Annotated in this window: 16 protein-coding genes and 1 riboswitch; of the genes, 11 read left to right on the top strand and 5 right to left on the bottom strand. The window is 43.3% G+C overall.

Translation table 11 applies throughout. The features are described from left to right. Positions 1-94 precede the first annotated feature (94 nt). The gene (locus tag AB6C75_RS20575) at positions 95-502 is read right to left on the bottom strand and encodes a flagellar basal body-associated protein FliL (protein WP_009848242.1); all 408 of its coding nucleotides are present in this window, start codon (positions 500-502) and stop codon (positions 95-97) included. A 162-nt stretch (positions 503-664) separates the two neighbouring features. On the opposite strand from AB6C75_RS20575, the gene AB6C75_RS20570 reads away from it, so the two are divergent. Beyond that, the gene (locus tag AB6C75_RS20570) at positions 665-1,207 is read left to right on the top strand and encodes a chorismate lyase (protein ID WP_162924288.1); all 543 of its coding nucleotides are present in this window, start codon (positions 665-667) and stop codon (positions 1,205-1,207) included. Then, the gene (ubiA, locus tag AB6C75_RS20565) at positions 1,208-2,062 is read left to right on the top strand and encodes a 4-hydroxybenzoate octaprenyltransferase (RefSeq protein ID WP_009848245.1); all 855 of its coding nucleotides are present in this window, start codon (positions 1,208-1,210) and stop codon (positions 2,060-2,062) included. Between the two features lie 104 nt (positions 2,063-2,166). On the opposite strand, the gene plsB is transcribed toward ubiA, so the two are convergent. Then, the gene (gene plsB, locus AB6C75_RS20560) at positions 2,167-4,590 is read right to left on the bottom strand and encodes a glycerol-3-phosphate 1-O-acyltransferase PlsB (protein ID WP_372108990.1); all 2,424 of its coding nucleotides are present in this window, start codon (positions 4,588-4,590) and stop codon (positions 2,167-2,169) included. A 219-nt stretch (positions 4,591-4,809) separates the two neighbouring features. Here plsB and AB6C75_RS20555 point away from each other — a divergent pair, with 219 nt between their 5' ends. The 4 genes from AB6C75_RS20555 (at position 4,810) to dinF (ending at position 8,359) form a co-directional block, all read left to right on the top strand. Continuing rightward, complete coding sequence (locus AB6C75_RS20555; protein WP_372108988.1) at positions 4,810-5,172, top strand: diacylglycerol kinase; 363 nt, start codon at positions 4,810-4,812, stop codon at positions 5,170-5,172. Positions 5,173-5,266: 94 nt separating this feature from the next. Then, positions 5,267-5,887 carry a transcriptional repressor LexA gene (gene lexA, locus AB6C75_RS20550; protein ID WP_009848249.1) on the top strand — a complete coding sequence of 207 codons (621 nt, stop codon included), beginning with the start codon at positions 5,267-5,269 and terminating at the stop codon, positions 5,885-5,887. A gap of 97 nt (positions 5,888-5,984) precedes the next feature. Further along, positions 5,985-6,863 carry a class I SAM-dependent methyltransferase gene (locus AB6C75_RS20545; protein ID WP_009848250.1) on the top strand — a complete coding sequence of 293 codons (879 nt, stop codon included), beginning with the start codon at positions 5,985-5,987 and terminating at the stop codon, positions 6,861-6,863. A gap of 140 nt (positions 6,864-7,003) precedes the next feature. After that, positions 7,004-8,359: an MATE family efflux transporter DinF gene (dinF, locus tag AB6C75_RS20540; RefSeq protein ID WP_372108986.1), complete on the top strand. Its 1,356-nt coding sequence runs from the start codon at positions 7,004-7,006 to the stop codon at positions 8,357-8,359. Positions 8,360-8,465: 106 nt separating this feature from the next. Here the strand turns inward: dinF and sthA are convergent, their stop codons facing one another. Beyond that, positions 8,466-9,866: a Si-specific NAD(P)(+) transhydrogenase gene (gene sthA / locus AB6C75_RS20535; RefSeq protein WP_372108984.1), complete on the bottom strand. Its 1,401-nt coding sequence runs from the start codon at positions 9,864-9,866 to the stop codon at positions 8,466-8,468. A 327-nt stretch (positions 9,867-10,193) separates the two neighbouring features. On the opposite strand from sthA, the gene fabR reads away from it, so the two are divergent. Next, positions 10,194-10,835 (top strand): HTH-type transcriptional repressor FabR, encoded by a 642-nt coding sequence (gene fabR / locus AB6C75_RS20530; RefSeq protein WP_010438693.1) that lies wholly within the window; start codon positions 10,194-10,196, stop codon positions 10,833-10,835. After that, a complete protein-coding gene (locus AB6C75_RS20525; protein WP_004736696.1) occupies positions 10,835-11,206 on the top strand; it encodes a YijD family membrane protein in 372 nt (123 codons plus the stop codon). The genes fabR and AB6C75_RS20525 overlap by 1 nt, the downstream gene beginning before the upstream one ends. Before the next feature lie 80 nt (positions 11,207-11,286). On the opposite strand, the gene trmA is transcribed toward AB6C75_RS20525, so the two are convergent. Continuing rightward, the gene (gene trmA / locus AB6C75_RS20520) at positions 11,287-12,396 is read right to left on the bottom strand and encodes a tRNA (uridine(54)-C5)-methyltransferase TrmA (RefSeq protein WP_372108982.1); all 1,110 of its coding nucleotides are present in this window, start codon (positions 12,394-12,396) and stop codon (positions 11,287-11,289) included. 155 nt (positions 12,397-12,551) lie between these two features. Next, positions 12,552-12,757, top strand: a riboswitch (cobalamin riboswitch). Between the two features lie 39 nt (positions 12,758-12,796). Between trmA and AB6C75_RS20515 the strand changes: the two genes are divergently transcribed. From AB6C75_RS20515 to murI, 3 genes are read left to right on the top strand one after another with little or no spacing between them, the layout of a single operon-like run. Beyond that, positions 12,797-14,605: a TonB-dependent receptor domain-containing protein gene (locus tag AB6C75_RS20515; RefSeq protein ID WP_372108980.1), complete on the top strand. Its 1,809-nt coding sequence runs from the start codon at positions 12,797-12,799 to the stop codon at positions 14,603-14,605. Positions 14,606-14,653: 48 nt separating this feature from the next. Further along, positions 14,654-15,319, top strand: coding sequence for an ATPase (locus AB6C75_RS20510; protein WP_372108978.1), 666 nt, complete (start codon positions 14,654-14,656; stop codon positions 15,317-15,319). Between the two features lie 60 nt (positions 15,320-15,379). Further along, a complete protein-coding gene (gene murI, locus AB6C75_RS20505; RefSeq protein ID WP_372108992.1) occupies positions 15,380-16,186 on the top strand; it encodes a glutamate racemase in 807 nt (268 codons plus the stop codon). Here murI and AB6C75_RS20500 read toward each other — a convergent pair. Beyond that, positions 16,149-16,601: an RNA-binding protein gene (locus AB6C75_RS20500; protein ID WP_009848258.1), complete on the bottom strand. Its 453-nt coding sequence runs from the start codon at positions 16,599-16,601 to the stop codon at positions 16,149-16,151. The two genes, murI and AB6C75_RS20500, sit on opposite strands and share 38 nt — an antisense overlap. Between the last annotated feature and the right edge of the window lie 419 nt (positions 16,602-17,020).

The following is a 17,020-nucleotide window of genomic DNA, read 5'->3' as shown; positions in this document are numbered from 1 at the left end:
TAGTAAGACTCGCTACACTGTGCGATCTAAACACCTTAAATGATAGGTGTTGGCCAGATGAGCCGCTTTTTTATTGGGATTCGTTTTTACATCGTTACTGGTAAAGATATTTGGTAAACAATAAGTCAGCAATGAGAGTTTTACCTGTTTCAGGAAGTAAAATCTTATTGAGGTGCTCAACTAAGGACTTTCTCAAATCTTCACGACCGGATAGAGACTTAATTGTCTCTTCATTTTGCTTGCCGAGTAATTCAATCACCGCATCACGAATCAATGGCTGATGATGCTCAATGGCTTCTAAGTCATTACTATTTGCGACCATTATGTCTAGACGGACCTGAATATAGCCCAGTTTTTTACCTTTAGTGTAAAAATTGGTGGTGAGATCGGGCTCTAGCGTGAAGTAGGCTAGTTTGGGTGTCGATTCTTCTTCAGCGAAACTTGATGCTGAAAATAGTAGATTAATCGCAATAAATAGTTGGGCTACATAACGTTTGTGCATATTTGAGACTTTTCTTTAGTTTATTCGCGATATTCGAAACGCATTAGTCTTGTTACAATGAGCGGTCTAAATCTAAATACGTTTACAATTCGAAGGACGCTTTAATTTTATTCGAAAGTTGAAGCTTTATTGTACGTGTAAAGTCACCTATTGAATACTAGTATGAATCAGTCAATATCATTGTATCTAAATTCATTAATGAATGTAGATTGGCAAAGCACAGAAAAATTTAATTTTCCTAATGAAACCACCAAAGAGTGGCTTATGGAACAAGGATCGCTTTCCCGTAAGTTGGGCAAGTGCTGCAAGCACCTGTCTGTTGAGTTGCTTCATAATCAAGTTGTGGAACGATCAATTCTGCAACAGGACGAAGAACGCCTTTTATCATCACATGATTGCTTACTGCGTAAAGTGATTTTAAAGGGTGATGATGAGCCGTGGGTGTTAGGTCGAACCTTAATACCTCGAATTACCCTAGAAGATCATCAGCACTCTGACCTTTCTCAACAAGGGGATGTCCCGCTTGGATTAACGGTTTTCAGTGCTGAGAACGTGGAGCGAGATGCGCTTCAAGTCGGTTGGGTTATCGCTGGCGATGAGCGATTACTCGCGCGTCGTTCTCGATTATGGATGAATCATAAACCGATGCTTGTGGCCGAACTTTTTTTACCAACATCCCCCATTTACTCTAAGGAGAGTGTGTAAATGCTTGCCACCAAAGCGAAGGCGTACTGGCAATTGACGCGAATGAATCGCCCGATTGGTACTCTGTTACTCCTTTGGCCGACCTTGTGGTCGCTGATTATTGCTGCGAAAGGCATGCCTGATTTTGATGTCTTGGTTGTTTTCATACTCGGTGTGGTGTTAATGCGATCGGCTGGCTGTGTGATTAATGATTTTGCTGACCGTAAAGTTGATGGTCATGTCAAACGCACCAAGCAACGTCCATTACCTTCAGGTTTGGTTTCCAGCAAGGAAGCCATTGTGCTCTTTCTAGTGTTAGCTGTGGTTTCTTTTTTGTTGGTACTCACCATGAACCCGCTGACTATTAAGCTCTCTTTTATTGGGGTTGGTCTCGCGTTCATTTATCCTTTCATGAAGCGTTTTACACACCTTCCACAGTTGTTTCTCGGATTGGCTTTCAGTTGGGCAATACCAATGGCTTGGGCGGCGCAAACCAATGAACTGCCAAGCATTGTGTGGTTTATCTTCGTGATTAATGCGTTGTGGACGATAGCCTACGACACGCAATATGCGATGGTTGACCGAGATGATGACTTGAAGATTGGCATCAAGTCGACGGCTATTCTGTTTGGTCGTTTTGATAAGCTTATGGTTGGTGCGCTGCAGTTAGTTACACTGGCGATGTTGATTGCATTGGGCATGCACTACCAACTCGGTGATACTTTCTACTGGGCACTGTTAGTTTCGGGAAGCTTGTTCGTGTATCAACAGCATCTGATGCGTCACCGCGATCGAGACCTTTGCTTCCAAGCCTTCTTGAACAATAACTATGTTGGAATGGCGGTGACTGTAGGCTTGTTCATTACCTTCTGGTAAGCATCAACTTTACAAGTAAACGAACGCTAAAGAAAAAGGCACCCATTGGGTGCCTTTTTTGATCGTGTTCAGTCTAGTGATTAAAGTGAATGCTAACCAAGAGATTATTCTGCTTGGTGGATACTCTCTTGAATCGTCAAACGTACTTCAGGGTAAAGCATTGAGTAGAGAAGTTTAGCGAATTGCTGAGTCTTTTCTAAATCACAGTTACCATCGTTATCCAGATATTGCTGCTGTTTCAGAGTTGCGAACATCGACGCAAACACGCCTTTATCGAAGAACTCCGGTGCGTTGATACCTTGTAGGCGACCCAGTCGCTGTGCGATGTCTTGGCTCTTCTGCTCAAGGTCTGACTTATCTAGATCAGGATTCTCTGCCAATAGGTTCAGAGCAATTGAGTAGCGCTGGAGCGTTTCTGAAATCGTACGGCCTAGTAGCATCAGTGCTTGGCTGTTTGACTGGTTGATCGTTACTTGGTTGTTCGACACAACAAGCATGCCTTGACCGACTAGCTCATCAATGATGTTCGCAACCACGCTTTCAAGCTGATCTTCGTCGTAGCTTAAAAATAACTCTTTCTTTAAGAATGGGTAGATAGCTGCAACATTTTCTTGAATAGCGTCGATTGATAAACCGTGCTGACGAATGGTCATCTGAGCGATCAATGATGGCAATGCAAACAAGTGAATGATGTTATTACGATAGTAGGTCATCAGAATCGATTGGTGACGATCAAGCGAAATGATGTCGCCCATAGTGTCTGATTCAATTAAGAACTTGTTCAATGACTCTGCGTGTTTTACTAAGTCTTCAGCGCTGTCTTTAGGCACTGTGAATGTACCTGAATAAGGCACATTCTTAAGTAAAGACAGGTAGCAGTTGATCTGAGAAACCAAAGAGTCACGAGACAATGCGCGCTGTCTTGAAGCCAATAGTGCCGTTGCACAAAGAGTCAGGGCATTGGTCGCTGCCGCATCGTTAATGTGCGTCATCATTTTGGTTGCCAAGTCATTAACCACCGGGTTCATCCATTGTGGTTTGCTGGTTCCCATTGGGTCGATATCTTTAGTCCACTCAGGAGCATGTTCGTTCAGATATTGGTTAAGCTGAATTGGCTCACCGAAGTTCACGTAGCCTTTACCAAAGTTACGCAGCTTACGAATTGTACGAATCACTAGACTCGCGTTTTCTTTCTCTTTACGCTTACCACGAAGTTCTTTCGCGTAGGTCGCGACTTCCATTACGTGCTCATAGCCGATGTATACAGGAACCAAAGTCACCGGACGGTTCATACCGCGCAGCATGGCTTGGATTGTCATCGCTAGCATGCCGGTTTTCGCCTGCAATAGACGACCTGTACGAGAGCGACCACCTTCACTGAAGTATTCTATCGAGTAACCTTTAGCGAATAATTCCGCTAGGTATTCGCGGAAAATAGTCGAGTACAACTTGTTGCCTTTGAAGCTACGACGAATAAAGAACGCACCGCCGTGACGGAAAATAGGACCGGCAGGGAAGAAGTTCAGGTTGATCCCTGCTGCGATGTGAGGAGGCACCATGCCTTCATGATAAAGCACATAAGAAAGCAGTAAGTAATCCATGTGACTACGATGACAAGGTACATAAACGATCTCGTGACCATCTTGAGCCAGCTTACGAACGGTTGAAGCGTTGCTAATATGCAGGCCTTGGTACAACTTATTCCACAACCAACCAAGAATCTTCTCACCGCGTTTAATCAGCGAGTAAGAGAAGTTAGCTGCGATCTCATCCATGATGTCTTGAGCTTCTTTGCTCGCTTTCTCTATGGAAATATTTTTTGATTCAGCTTCATCTTCTATCGCCTTTTTGATTGCTTCTGACTTTAGCAGGCGGTCGAACAGAGCTTGGCGGCTTGGTAGGTTTGGACCCGATGCTGCAAGCTTTTGACGAGAGAAGTGAATGCGTGCCACGCGCGCCAGTTTATGCGCGATGGTGCTGTCGGTACCGTGTGAGTTAGCCATGTATCGTAGAGATACCACTGGGCTAAAGCGAACCAGACAGTCACGACCTGCTAGCAATACAGCTTTCGATTTCTCTAAGCCGTTCATTGCTTGTAGGTAAGGCTTCTGGTTATTCTCTTTACCAGGTTTACGACCCCACAATACGGTGGCAGGGATAACTTGAACGTCGAGCTCAGAGTCTTCAGCATGCAGTGAAAGCAGTTCAGAGAAGACTTCAATTGATGAGCTTGGTACATAATCATCGTCTTGCAGCAGAGTTTTGCGAGAAGAGATAAAAACGTAGCGTTGCAGTGATTTGCCATTGATTTCAAGTTTGCTCAATGGATCAGGCAACCCTAGTTCAAGTGCATGTTTTTGCAATGTAAGAATGTCTACACTTGAGCGAAACGGTAAGGCGTATACAATCGGTTTGCTCAAATCAATGTTCAAATCCTCTACAGGGTTTGAAGGGATTGATGTGCTCTTTACCAATAGGGATAAAGGTAGCTTCATTAATGAACGTGAAAAAGATTGTCCAGAAGACATATAGGTTCACTGCCTCAATAGTTATTTCAATGTGCTCAAGCGTATCTCTATTTCTATAATGAGAGGATAAATCCTATGAGTGAAATAGGGATAAGCCTAGGCGTAAATTTAATCGATGCAAGAATACCAGAAACTGGTCTAACCTTTTAATGGAAATAGTCATATTGCCGTTAAGTTTGTGGAAAATCATTCATCGACTGATTGAGTATAGAGTTAAAAATGACCAAAAAATCAAACACCGGATTCAAACGTATCGTCAAAGCTGCGGGCTTTTCGTGGCAAGGCATCACGAGCTCGTTTAAAAACGAGGCTGCATTTCGACAAGAAGTCTTCATGGCCGCAGTGCTTATTCCGTTGGCGTTCTACTTAGATGTAAACCAAGTTGAGCGAATATTAATGATTTCAGCCGTCGTGTTGGTGATGGTTGTCGAGTTGATCAATACCGCGATTGAAGCGGTCGTTGACCGAATCGGTAGCGAACATCATGAGCTTTCTGGGATGGCGAAAGATGTTGGCTCAGCTGCCGTTTTTATCTGTTTAATATTAGCTGGTTACGTGTGGTTAGAGATCTTATTTTTGTAATTCGCTAAAAATGAACTAAAAACAACCAATTGCTTTGCTTTTGTTCAGTTACTGGATATACTCACAGTCAACTGTATAAAAAGACAGGTGAATCATGAAGCCGTTAACGCCCCGCCAGCAACAAGTTTTTGACCTTATCAAAAGTAAGATCGAAGATTGCGGTATGCCACCGACTCGTGCAGAAATCGCACGTGAACTTGGCTTCCGCTCTGCAAATGCTGCAGAAGAACATTTGAAAGCTCTTGCTCGTAAAGAAGCGATTGAGATTATCCCGGGTGCGTCTCGCGGTATTCGTATTTTGCTTGAAGATGCAGCGAACGAAGAGCAAGGTTTACCATTAATCGGTCAGGTTGCCGCTGGCGAGCCTATTTTGGCTCAAGAGCATGTAGAAATGCACTACCAAGTTGACCCAGGTATGTTTAAGCCACAAGCTGACTTCTTACTTCGCGTAAATGGCGAAAGTATGAAAGACATCGGTATTATGGATGGCGATTTACTGGCCGTGCATAAAACACAAGACGTGCGTGACGGACAAGTTGTCGTGGCTCGTGTCGACGATGATGTAACGGTAAAACGCCTAGAGCGCAAAGGTTCTACCGTTCTGTTACATGCTGAAAATGAAGAATTTTCTCCAATTCACGTGGACTTAGAATCCCAACACTTGTCTATTGAAGGACTTGCGGTTGGTATTATTCGTAACACGGACTGGATGTAGTCAGTGCAAACAGCTTATTGATATTTACTCTCAATAACTTGTTATTGTAATTGATATTCATTATCATCTTCTTTGTCGAGATACAAGGAAGATGATGATGCCAAACCCAACCAAACCTCAAATGAAGCCGCTTATTCGTAAGTCGCACACCTATGATCAAAAGGCTTCTTCTGATCTCGGGTCAGCACATCAAGAATTCCAAGTACCGACCAATCTTGTTCAACACCTTTGGTTTCGCAGCCGCGAAAGCCTTGCCGATGACGGTCTTGTTTATGACCCTATTGCAGCACAAGCCTGCAAGCGTTGCCAACTCGCACCTGAATGCCTTACCGGTGAACTCGACCAACAACAACTCCTTTACGCGACACTGACTCAACTTTGTGACTCTCAAGTTCAACAGTTTTTATCTCATAACCCAGATGCTTGGATTATTAACGTGGGAGCAGGGCTCGATACCCGTTTCTACCGTTTAGATAATGGCCGCTGTCATTGGGTTGAGCTAGATGTAACCGAGAACTTAGTTTGGCGACAACGCCTGTTCCACAAGAATGAACGCTACCGTCTAGAGTGTGGCTCGGTGGATGACCTGACCTGGTTGGATGAACTTAATATTCCAGAACAAGCCTCAGTGATGGTGGTGTGTGAACATGCTCTGTTGGATTGCAATGAACAACAGACGGCGAACTTTATTCAGTCTTTGAGCCGTTATTTTACCCACGCACATGCGTGTTTAGTGTTAGCTGGAGATAAAAGCTCTAGTGCTCTGGGGCAAAAGCTCGGTTCTGGAAAATACGCACATGGCTTATCTTCTCCGATAGACAGCGTCCTTAATTGGCTGCCATGGGCTCAGTGGGTAAAAGCGTTTTCTCCACTTGACCAGCAGTGTAATCGTTGGAAATTGTGGCAACGACTTCTTTGTAAAATCTCTCAGGTCAAAAAGCGTTTAACGCCGCAGTTAGTGCTTGTTAAGTGGTAGTGCTAGCGGTTCTGTTGGCAGGTATCTGAATACTTGCCTCGTTATAGGTATTCGTTATCGATAAAAGGCAAGCACCTCCCACACCATAGTGAAAGCCCACTCACTAGGTTAAACTATCGCCTCTAATCTAAGAGGTGATCGTGAAGCTATTTAATCCCCAAACTATTTTTCAAACGCTATCCAATCAGGCGATGCACAAAAAAGTGCTATTGCTCGCGATCCCTATGGTTCTCTCTAATATTACGGTTCCACTGTTGGGCTTAGTCGATGCTGCGGTTATCGGTCACCTAGAGCATTCTTGGTATTTAGGTGGTGTAGCCTTAGGCGGCACCATGATCAGTGTGACCTTCTGGTTGCTTGGTTTCCTGCGTATGTCGACGACTGGATTGGCCGCGCAATCTTATGGTGCGAATGATGGTAAGCAGCTTGGTTTAGTCTTTGTGCAAGGCGTGACTATGGCCTTAGGGTTTGCTGGTGTCTTTTTGCTTTTACACAGCTTTGTTGCGGATGCGGTTTTCTCATTGAGCAGTGCCAGCGAGCAAGTCAAACATTATGGCCTGCAGTACTTCTCTATCCGTGCCTGGAGTGCGCCTGCTGCCCTAACTAACTTTGTAATTTTAGGTTGGTTGCTCGGAACCCAAAATGCTAAAGCGCCAATGTGGATGGTGATTATCACTAATATCACCAACATTGTTTTAGATATCGTATTTGTGATTGGCCTCGGCTGGCAAGTTGAAGGTGCGGCATTGGCATCGGTGATAGCGGACTATGCGGGTCTAACGTTTGGCTTAATTTGTGTTTACCGAATTTGGGTGAAGAGGCAACTGCCATCGCCATGGGAGCTGCTTAAGAAAACCAGCCAAGGTTTGAGTCGTTTCGTAAAACTGAATCGCGATATCTTTCTGCGCTCGCTTTGTCTGCAAGCGACTTTCACTTTTATGACCTTCCAAGGTGCAAGTTTTGGTGATGATGTGGTGGCGGCTAATGCGGTATTGATGAGCTTCTTGATGATCATTTCTTATGGGATGGATGGTTTTGCTTATGCAATGGAAGCTATGGTCGGAAAGGCGATTGGCGCGAAAGATAAAGAAGAGTTAAATCAGTCTTTGATTGGCACTTTCTTCTGGAGCTTCAATATTTGTTTGGTACTGACCATAGCGTTCGCGATTGCTGGGTCTAGTTTGATTAATATGATTACTACAATTCCAGAGGTTAAGAGTCAGGCTGAGGTGTATCTGCCATGGCTGATTGCGATGCCGCTCGTTTCTATGTGGTGCTTCTTGCTGGATGGCATTTTCGTTGGGGCAACCAAGGGCAAGGATATGCGCAATAGTATGTTTGTTGCGACCTGCAGTTTCTTCGTAATTTTCTACTTAGCATCAGGTTTTGATAACCATGCGCTGTGGCTAGCAATGTTGAGCTTTATGGCGATGCGTGGGATTGGTCTTGGTGTTTTATTTATTTCTCAGTGGAAGAAGGGTGAGTTTCTCGCTTAGCTTGCATAGCTTAGTTCAGGGAACGAAAAATAAAAACAGCAAGCTCATGGCTTGCTGTTTATGTATTTGGCCTGCAGGTGGTCAAATAGTCCTGTTGGTTCTTTGTTTAGAACAAACGGTTAAGTCCGTTAAGCGCTGCGACGCGATACGCCTCGGCCATTGTCGGATAGTTAAAGGTAGTATTCACAAAGTATTCGATGGTGTTGGCTTCACCTTTTTGTTCCATGATCGCCTGACCAATGTGAATGATTTCAGCGGCACGTTCACCAAACACGTGGATACCTAAAATCTCTTTAGTTTCACGATGGAAAAGTATCTTCAAGCTACCAATATCTTTACCTGCAATTTGAGCGCGAGCTAAGTGCTTGAATGAAGAACGTCCCACTTCATACGGTACTTTAGCTGCAGTAAGCTCTTGCTCGGTTTTACCGACAGAGCTGATCTCAGGAATGGTGTAGATACCTGTTGGGATGTCTTCGATAAGGTGTCTTTCTGCTTCACCTTTCACCACGGCTTGAGCCACAAATCGACCTTGGTCATAAGCAGCACTTGCTAGGCTAGGATACCCAATCACATCACCGACAGCGTAAACATGTTCAACACTGGTTTGGTAGTTGCTGTTGACTGATACTTGTCCACGAGAGTCCGCTTCTAAGCCAACCGCAGCAAGGTTCAGTTTATCTGTATTGCCCGTTCGACCATTGGCATACAGTAGGCAATCGGCACGCATTTTTTTACCTGACTCTAGGTGAATGATTACACCATCATCAGTTCCTTCAATTTTCTCAAAGGTCTCATCGTTACGAATAACAACGCCACTGTTCCAGAAGTGGTAAGAAAGTGCATCTGAGGTTTCGTTATCTAAGAAGGACAACAGGCGATCGCGAGTATTAATGAGATCGGTTTTCACGCCTAAACCGCGAAATATAGAGGCATATTCACAGCCGATAACACCAGCACCATAGATGATGATGTGCTGAGGATCGTGTTTAAGAGAAAGAATCGAATCGCTGTCGTAGACACGTTCATGCATGAAGTCGACGTTGTCTGGCTGATAAGGACGAGAACCTGTCGCGATAACAAATTTGTCTGCGCTGTAGTGTTCTTCAGTACCGTCGCTTTGCATTACGGAGATCGTGTGGGTATCGATAAAACGTGCAGTACCGAAGACTAACGTGCATTGGTTGCGATCGTAGAAACCTTGGCGCAAGCGAGTCTGTTTGTCGATGACCGATTTAGCATGCCCCAGAATATTGGAAAATGTTGAGTGGATACTTTTATTATTCTGACAAAACAGAGGGTTACTGTTGAATTCAATAATACGACTTACGGCATGACGCAGTGCTTTGGAAGGAATGGTCCCCCAATGGGTACAACCACCACCAACGCTGCTCTCTTTTTCAATGATAGCAACGTTCAACCCGGCTTTGGTTAATCCCATCGCTGCCCCTTCTCCTCCGGGGCCACTACCAATTACGATTACATCAAAGTGGTTGGAGTGCGACATAGATATCTTCCTTGTTATATTTGATTAACATTGCTTTAGCGAGATTTTAACTGATTCTGTTCTTGGGTACATGAAAAGGGCATCAGAGAGTCGGTGAGATCACGTCATGCTACTGAAAAAATAATATTTGGTATGTCGTATGTCTCCAAATGACGGTGCGGATATTGAAATGTTTTCTTTGAACGTATTTACTTCGATACGTGAACAAAGAGGTGTGTTTAGTGTCTTATATAACCAGAGTGCCTTATATAAGTAAGTGATTCGCGTTATATTGAATAGAGTATTAGACATGCCTGTTTAGGCTGTAAAAGAAGATGTTGATAAAGTATGAAACCAATGGGCATTCGCGCACAGCAAAAAGAAAAAACTCGTCGTAGCTTAATCGATGCGGCATTTAGCCAACTCAGTGCCGATCGTAGTTTTTCTAATCTAAGCTTGAGAGAAGTCGCTCGTGAGGCTGGAATAGCTCCGACTTCCTTTTATCGCCATTTTAAAGACATGGATGAGCTTGGCTTAACCATGGTCGATGAAGGTGGCTTATTGTTGCGTCAGTTGATGCGTCAAGCTAGGCAACGCATAGTAAAAGAAGGCAGCGTGATTCGCACATCGGTTGAAACCTTTATGGAATTCATTGAAAGCAGCCCAAACGTATTCAGACTGTTATTGCGGGAGCGCTCAGGAACTTCATTTGAGTTTCGTGCAGCGGTAGCTCGTGAGATACAGCATTTCTCTGCTGAGTTAACCGAATATTTGATCACAACAGGAATGACAAGAGACGAAGCTTTTACTCAAGCGGAAGCCTCCGTCATCTTGGTTTTTAACTCAGGGGCAGAAGCATTAGATTTAGATCGACGTCAGCGAGATGAATTGGCTGAGCGTTTGATCATGCAATTGCGAATGATGGCCAAAGGAGCTTTTTGGTATCGTAAAGAACGTGAACGTAACCGATTAAAAGGCGGGATTGAATAATGTCGAATGAAAATAATACTGTAAACCGTGGTTCTGAAAGAAAGACACTCGTACTTGCTGTTGTAGCAGGTGTGTGTGGTGATGCACTGTTATCTTGGGTAACAATGAGCGAAGTGGGCTTCTCTATTTTCCCGCTGATTGCTTTAGTGTTGGCTGTACAAGCGCTATACCAAGAATACCTAACAAATCCAGTATCTGAAGATATTCCGTTAGTGGGTTTAGCTTGTTTCTTTGTAGGTGCATTTGGCCACTCGGCTTTTGTGAAAGCACAACACCCTGATGCCGGGTCAAACTTCTTTGCGATTATCGTCGCGATGCTACTGCTCGCTTGGGTAGGTAAGAAGCTGGGCTTTATCGGTAAAACCGCTTAAACCAATCTATAAATAAAAAAACGAGCCAATTGGCTCGTTTTTTTGTATCTGCTGCTTAGCTTCGACTTAGAGAGCGAGGTTTACGCTTTACGCTCTAGGAACACACCGGCTTCCATATGGTGTGTGTAAGGGAACTGGTCAAATAGAGCAAAACGAGTGATGTCGTGTGTTTCGCTTAGAATGTCTAGGTTCTCTTTCAATGTCTCAGGGTTACAAGAGATGTACATGATGCGCTCGTAGCCTTGAACCATCTTACAAGTATCAACATCCATACCTGAACGCGGTGGATCAACAAAGATAGTGTTGCAGTTGTAGCTCTTAAGATCGATGTTCGCTTGCTGTAGACGACGGAATTCACGCTTGCCTTCCATTGCTACGGTAAAATCTTCCGCAGACATGCGGATGATCTGAACATTTTCAATCTTGTTGGCTGCTATGTTGTATTGCGCAGATTCTACTGACGGCTTCGCTAGTTCTGTTGCCAGTACACGTTCGAAGTTCTGTGCCAGTGCTAGTGAGAAGTTACCGTTACCACAGTAAAGTTCAAGCAAGTCGCCTTTGCTGTCTTGAGTACAGTCGACTGCCCACTCCAACATTTTCTCTGCTACTTTACCGTTTGGTTGAGTAAAGCTGTTCTCAACTTGCTGGTAGATGTAGCTATCACCATTCACATCTAGCTTTTCAATAACGTAGTCGCGGTCCAGTACGATTTTCATCTTACGCGCACGGCCGATCAGGTTTAGGTTAAAACCTTCATCATTCAATTGCTGCTTAAGTGCTTTAGCATCTTGAATCCATTGCTCACCCAATTGACGGTGGTAAAGCAGTGATACCAAAATCTCACCACTCAACGTAGAAAGAAAATCTACCTGGAATAGCTTGTGGCGTAGAGAGTGGTTCTCTTTCATTGCATCTGTTAGTAGAGGCATTAAGTCGTTGATAAGACGACTAGCTGCTGGGAACTGGTCTACACGGTACTTTTCTTTGGTCTCTTGATTGAACATGACGTAATACATATCGTCACCTTCATGCCACACGCGAAATTCAGCACGCATGCGGTAGTGTTGTTCTGGAGATTCATACACTTCCAACTCAGGCACATCGTATTGTGAGAACATCTCAGTAAGACGCTCAGTCTTTTCTGTTAGTTGTTCTTGGTAGCGTTGCGGGTTTACATCTAAATTCGCCATTGTTATGCCTTTTTGCTGTCGTGCTTTTAAATCAAGAGCGCAGATTTTATTCAATCACAGGCGCTTGTCCAGTGTTGAGAGCTATTCAATGTAAATCGAGCATGAAAACTATAGCTTATAACTATCTTAGACTAGACAAATGATTCATAGGTTAATACTATCTCCCGCAAGCTGGTGCCATTTGGATGTATAGATGGCTGAAGAGGGAATCTGGTGTGAATCCAGAACTGACGCGCAGCGGTAAAAGAGAACGAATATTCATAAGACACTGCAAATAGCTTTTTGTGGGAAGTCGAATATGAGGTAAACCATAAGGTTGTGCTCTTGAGTCCGAATACCTGCCAGTAGCTAAACCATAAAATGTGGTTTGGTAGGAATTTACGCGATTTAGGATCACAACATGAACAAATCCCTTTTAGCGGTTGCTGTAGCATCGCTGCTTTCACCTATCTCCAATTTACACGCCCAAGAAGCATCTACTGACGAAACCATGGTCGTTACGGCTAACCGTTTTGAGCAGTCTGTGGGTTCAACTCTTGCACCAACTGTGGTTATTACTAAAGAAGAGATTCAGTCAATTCAAGCGAAATCTTTAGAAGATGTATTGCGTCGCCTTCCTGGTGTGCAAATTGCAAGCAATGGTGGTTATGGCCAAACGTCGAGTGTTTATATTCGTGGTACTGAATCAGATCATGCATTGATTATGGTTAATGGTGTGCGTATGAGCAGTGCAACAACAGGCTCAACTGCAATTGGGTCCTTACCACTAAATGGTGTTGAACGAATTGAATATGTTCGAGGTCCAAGAACTGCAGTCTATGGCTCAGATGCCATTGGTGGTGTAATCAACATCATTACTTCGTATCGTGGTGATGAGACTGAAGTTTGGGTTGAAGGTGGCAGTAATAACCACCAGAAATTTGCTGCAAGTACAGCAAACCAAATTGGAGATAAAGGCTGGATTAAGATTGCAGCTAACCGAGAAAAGACTGACGGATTTTCAGCAGCAAACGAAAATAACAGTTTCTACAAGCCAGCCGTTGATGGTGATGATGATGGTTACTCTCATACTGATCTTATGCTTGAATTCGGGTTTCGACCAACCGAAGAACTAAGCTTTAAGATTAACTCTAATTACACTAAAGGTGATATCGAGTACGACTCTGGTGAAAAAGATCAGAAGCTTTTTAGTGGCTCGATTGTTACTGCATATAAAACAGATGCTTTAAGTAGTGAATTAATTCTCGCTACTAGCCAAGACCAGTCAGCCTATGCGGGTTCTTCGGGTAATTTTGAGACAAACCGAGTATCAGTTGCTTGGCAAAATGGCTATCAGTTTAATTCTGATTTTTTATTGTTAGGTGGTTTAGACTGGGTGAATGACGATGTTTCGGAATCAACGACTAAGTATGCTGAAACAAGTCGCTCTAACCTAGGAGCATATACGTCAGGCTTGTACTCAAAAGATAAGGTTCAAGCTGAGTTAAGCCTTCGTTACGACGATAATGAGCAATATGGTGGTTACACTACTTGGCAAGTCGCTACGGGGTATAAATTGACTCCGCTATTGAGGCTATCAGGTATGGCGGGCACTGCATTTAAAGCTCCAACGTTCAATGACTTATATTACCCTGCGACATCTTGGGGGGATTCAGCAAATCCCAACTTGAACCCAGAGGAGTCGCAAAATCTTGAAATAGCGTTAGATTTTACTCCTGAGTCATTCAACGTCCGAGTTGCTGCATACCAGAACAATATTAAAGACTTGATTGCAAAGTCTAGTACATCACAGAAATATGAAAACATTGATAAAGCAATGATAAAAGGCATTGAACTTGTTGGGGAGTTTTCAACAGGTGATTTCTATCATTCAGCGAGTGTTGACTACCTAGACGCAAAGAATGATGAGACAGGTAAAGAGTTAGCGCGTCGCTCAAAACATAGTGCAAAATGGAATATCGCTTATATATATCAGGATTGGAACTTTGATTTGAGCTATTTGTATCGTGGAAAAAGCTATGATGATAGTGCGAATAAAATCCAGTTAGATGCATACTCGCTGGTAGACTTTGCTACTCATTACTACGTAACTGATAACTTTATTGTGCGAGGTAAGGTTGTGAATTTGTTTGATGAAGATTATGAGACTGCATATGGTTATAACACGCAAGAGCGTAGCTATTATGTAGGGTTAAACTACAAATTTTAACTAACAACTAAACCGCCTTCGGGCGGTTTTTTCTTATTGGATATATCAATGAAAAAGAAAGTCGTCATGAGTTGGTCGTCAGGTAAAGACTCTACGTTAACGTTAGAGCGCCTACTTGAAAGCACCGAGTATGAAGTTGTTGCTCTGTATACTACGTATGTTGGAGATGAAGTTCCTTTCCAGGTAACTCCTATTGAGGTAGTTGCAATGCAAGCTCGATTGGTCGGTTTACCATTAATCATGATTGAGCTACCGGAAGTCTTCCCAAGTAATGAGGTTTACCAAAGTACGATTGTCTCGGCACTTAAAGATTCTAGCTTATCAATCGATGCGGTCGCATTTGGAGATATGTTCTGTAATGGCATTGCCGATTACCGAAGAAGTTATATAGAGCCAGCTGGTTGGGAGTGTGTGTTTCCCCTAATGGGAGAGAGCAGTCAGGTACTTGCGAGTGAAATAATAGAGAGAGGAATCGAAACTTTTCTCGTCACGGTCGATACCGATGCATTAGACATGAGCTATTGCGGGAAAGAATACACGCTTGAGCTAATCGACAGTTTACCGAGTCACGTCGACCCATGCGGGGAAGATGGTGAGTTCCATACTTTAGTCACGTCAGCGCCATGCTTTAAAGGAAGGCTTAAGATAGAGCTGGAAAATGTAGAGCAGGGTGAGCGCTTTGTGCATCAACGCTACCGAGCCTGCATTATGTAGAGTGATGATTGGCGAAAACTAAGTGAAGGGGTATCATTGCAACGGAACTTATTACAGGTAATGGTTGTGTCGGAAAGCATACAAAAAAACATATTGATCTTTGATTCTGGAGTTGGCGGTCTGTCCGTATATAAAGAGATAAGCCAGTTACTACCGAATCATAACTATACTTATGTATTCGATAACGAGGCTTACCCATACGGTGAGCTAGACCAGCAAGTCCTAATCCACAGAGTTCAAAGCATCGTCGCCAGTTTTGTGGCTAGCCACGCTATTGATATTGTGGTGATAGCCTGCAATACAGCAAGTACAATTGTGTTACCTACACTAAGGGCTAATAACCCAATCCCTATTGTCGGGGTTGTTCCGGCAATCAAGCCAGCATCGCTACTTGCCAATAAAGCCGTTGGTCTTATTGCAACACCCGCAACGATTACTCGTGAATACACACACGAGCTCATCAAAAACTTCTCTAGTAATAAAAGAGTTGAGCTTTTAGGTTCTACTCAGCTGGTGGATATGGCCGAAGATAAACTCCGAGGAGAGGCGATTAACCTTGAAGAGCTGCAGCAAATCCTTCAACCAATGATCAACACAATTGATGTGGCTGTTTTAGGGTGTACTCATTTCCCACTGATCAAATCAGAGATTCAGCAAGTGCTAGGTAAAAACGTGATGTTGATTGATTCAGGTAAGGCTATTGCTAAGCGGGTTCAAGATTTATTGGATTTAGAGAGCAGTACTGAAGAAGGTGGAGTGCGTGAGGCTTTTTGTAGTGCACTTCCTAAAAAAGAAAGTGCACTAAATAGTATGCTGAAGCAGTTAGGGTTTAGCTCAGTTCAGCTTCGTCCGTTTCTGGATGTTTAGGATCGTTTGCAACGCGTACTTTTAAAGTACGTTGCATGTAATCTTTATCGTTAAGTTCTGAAATAGCATGATTCACATCATTACTTGCCATAACAACAAATCCAAAACCTCTTCTTTTACCAGTACGTTTGTCTTTCATTAAACGTACAGCAAATACTTCACCATATTCAGAGAACAATTCACGTACATGTGATTCATTCGCTTTGTATGGAAGGTTACCCACATAAAGTGTTTTTGTTGAAGCCTTAGGTTCTGACTCTGATTTCGAGTTGGTGCTTGAAAAATTAACAACAAAAGCGGAAGCCAAGACACCAAGGATAAAGGTAATTGCAGGCGATATATCTACCTGAGAGAAAACAATGCCGCCCAATACAGCTAGCGCGACAATTAACAACATCGATTTTTTTGAGTTCATATCGGAATACTACATATTAATAAACGAAATATACGCATCTACCATTAACAAAATAGACACATGAATCTTACGTTCATGGCTTCCATTTTGCCAATGTATTGCTGTGATACGTCTCAAATGTTTAGTTTTTATTCGAAAAATGCGGATGTGGTGGCTTTTTAGGCGAACAAAACTTTTATTTAAAAAAGCTCTTGTGCTCTATATCGAACTCTCTATAATGCCGCCTCACCGACAAGGAGTGAGACGAAAGTCACGCAGCGAAATCGGTAGAGAATAAGAGTTTGAAAATAACCCTTGACTCTCTAAGTGGTGCAGGTATAGTACGCACCCCTAGCGACTGAGATGTGAGTCACAAAACGCTAGCGCTCTTTAACAATTTAAACCTATCAATCTGTGTGGGCACTCGTTGATGAATATCA

Origin of the sequence: Vibrio sp. 10N.237.312.B06, assembly GCF_041464685.1 — a bacterium.
In the GTDB taxonomy this organism is placed as follows: domain Bacteria; phylum Pseudomonadota; class Gammaproteobacteria; order Enterobacterales; family Vibrionaceae; genus Vibrio; species Vibrio tasmaniensis_A.
The sequence above is the reverse complement of the archived record's forward strand: the minus strand, read 5'-3'. Positions and strand labels throughout refer to the sequence as shown.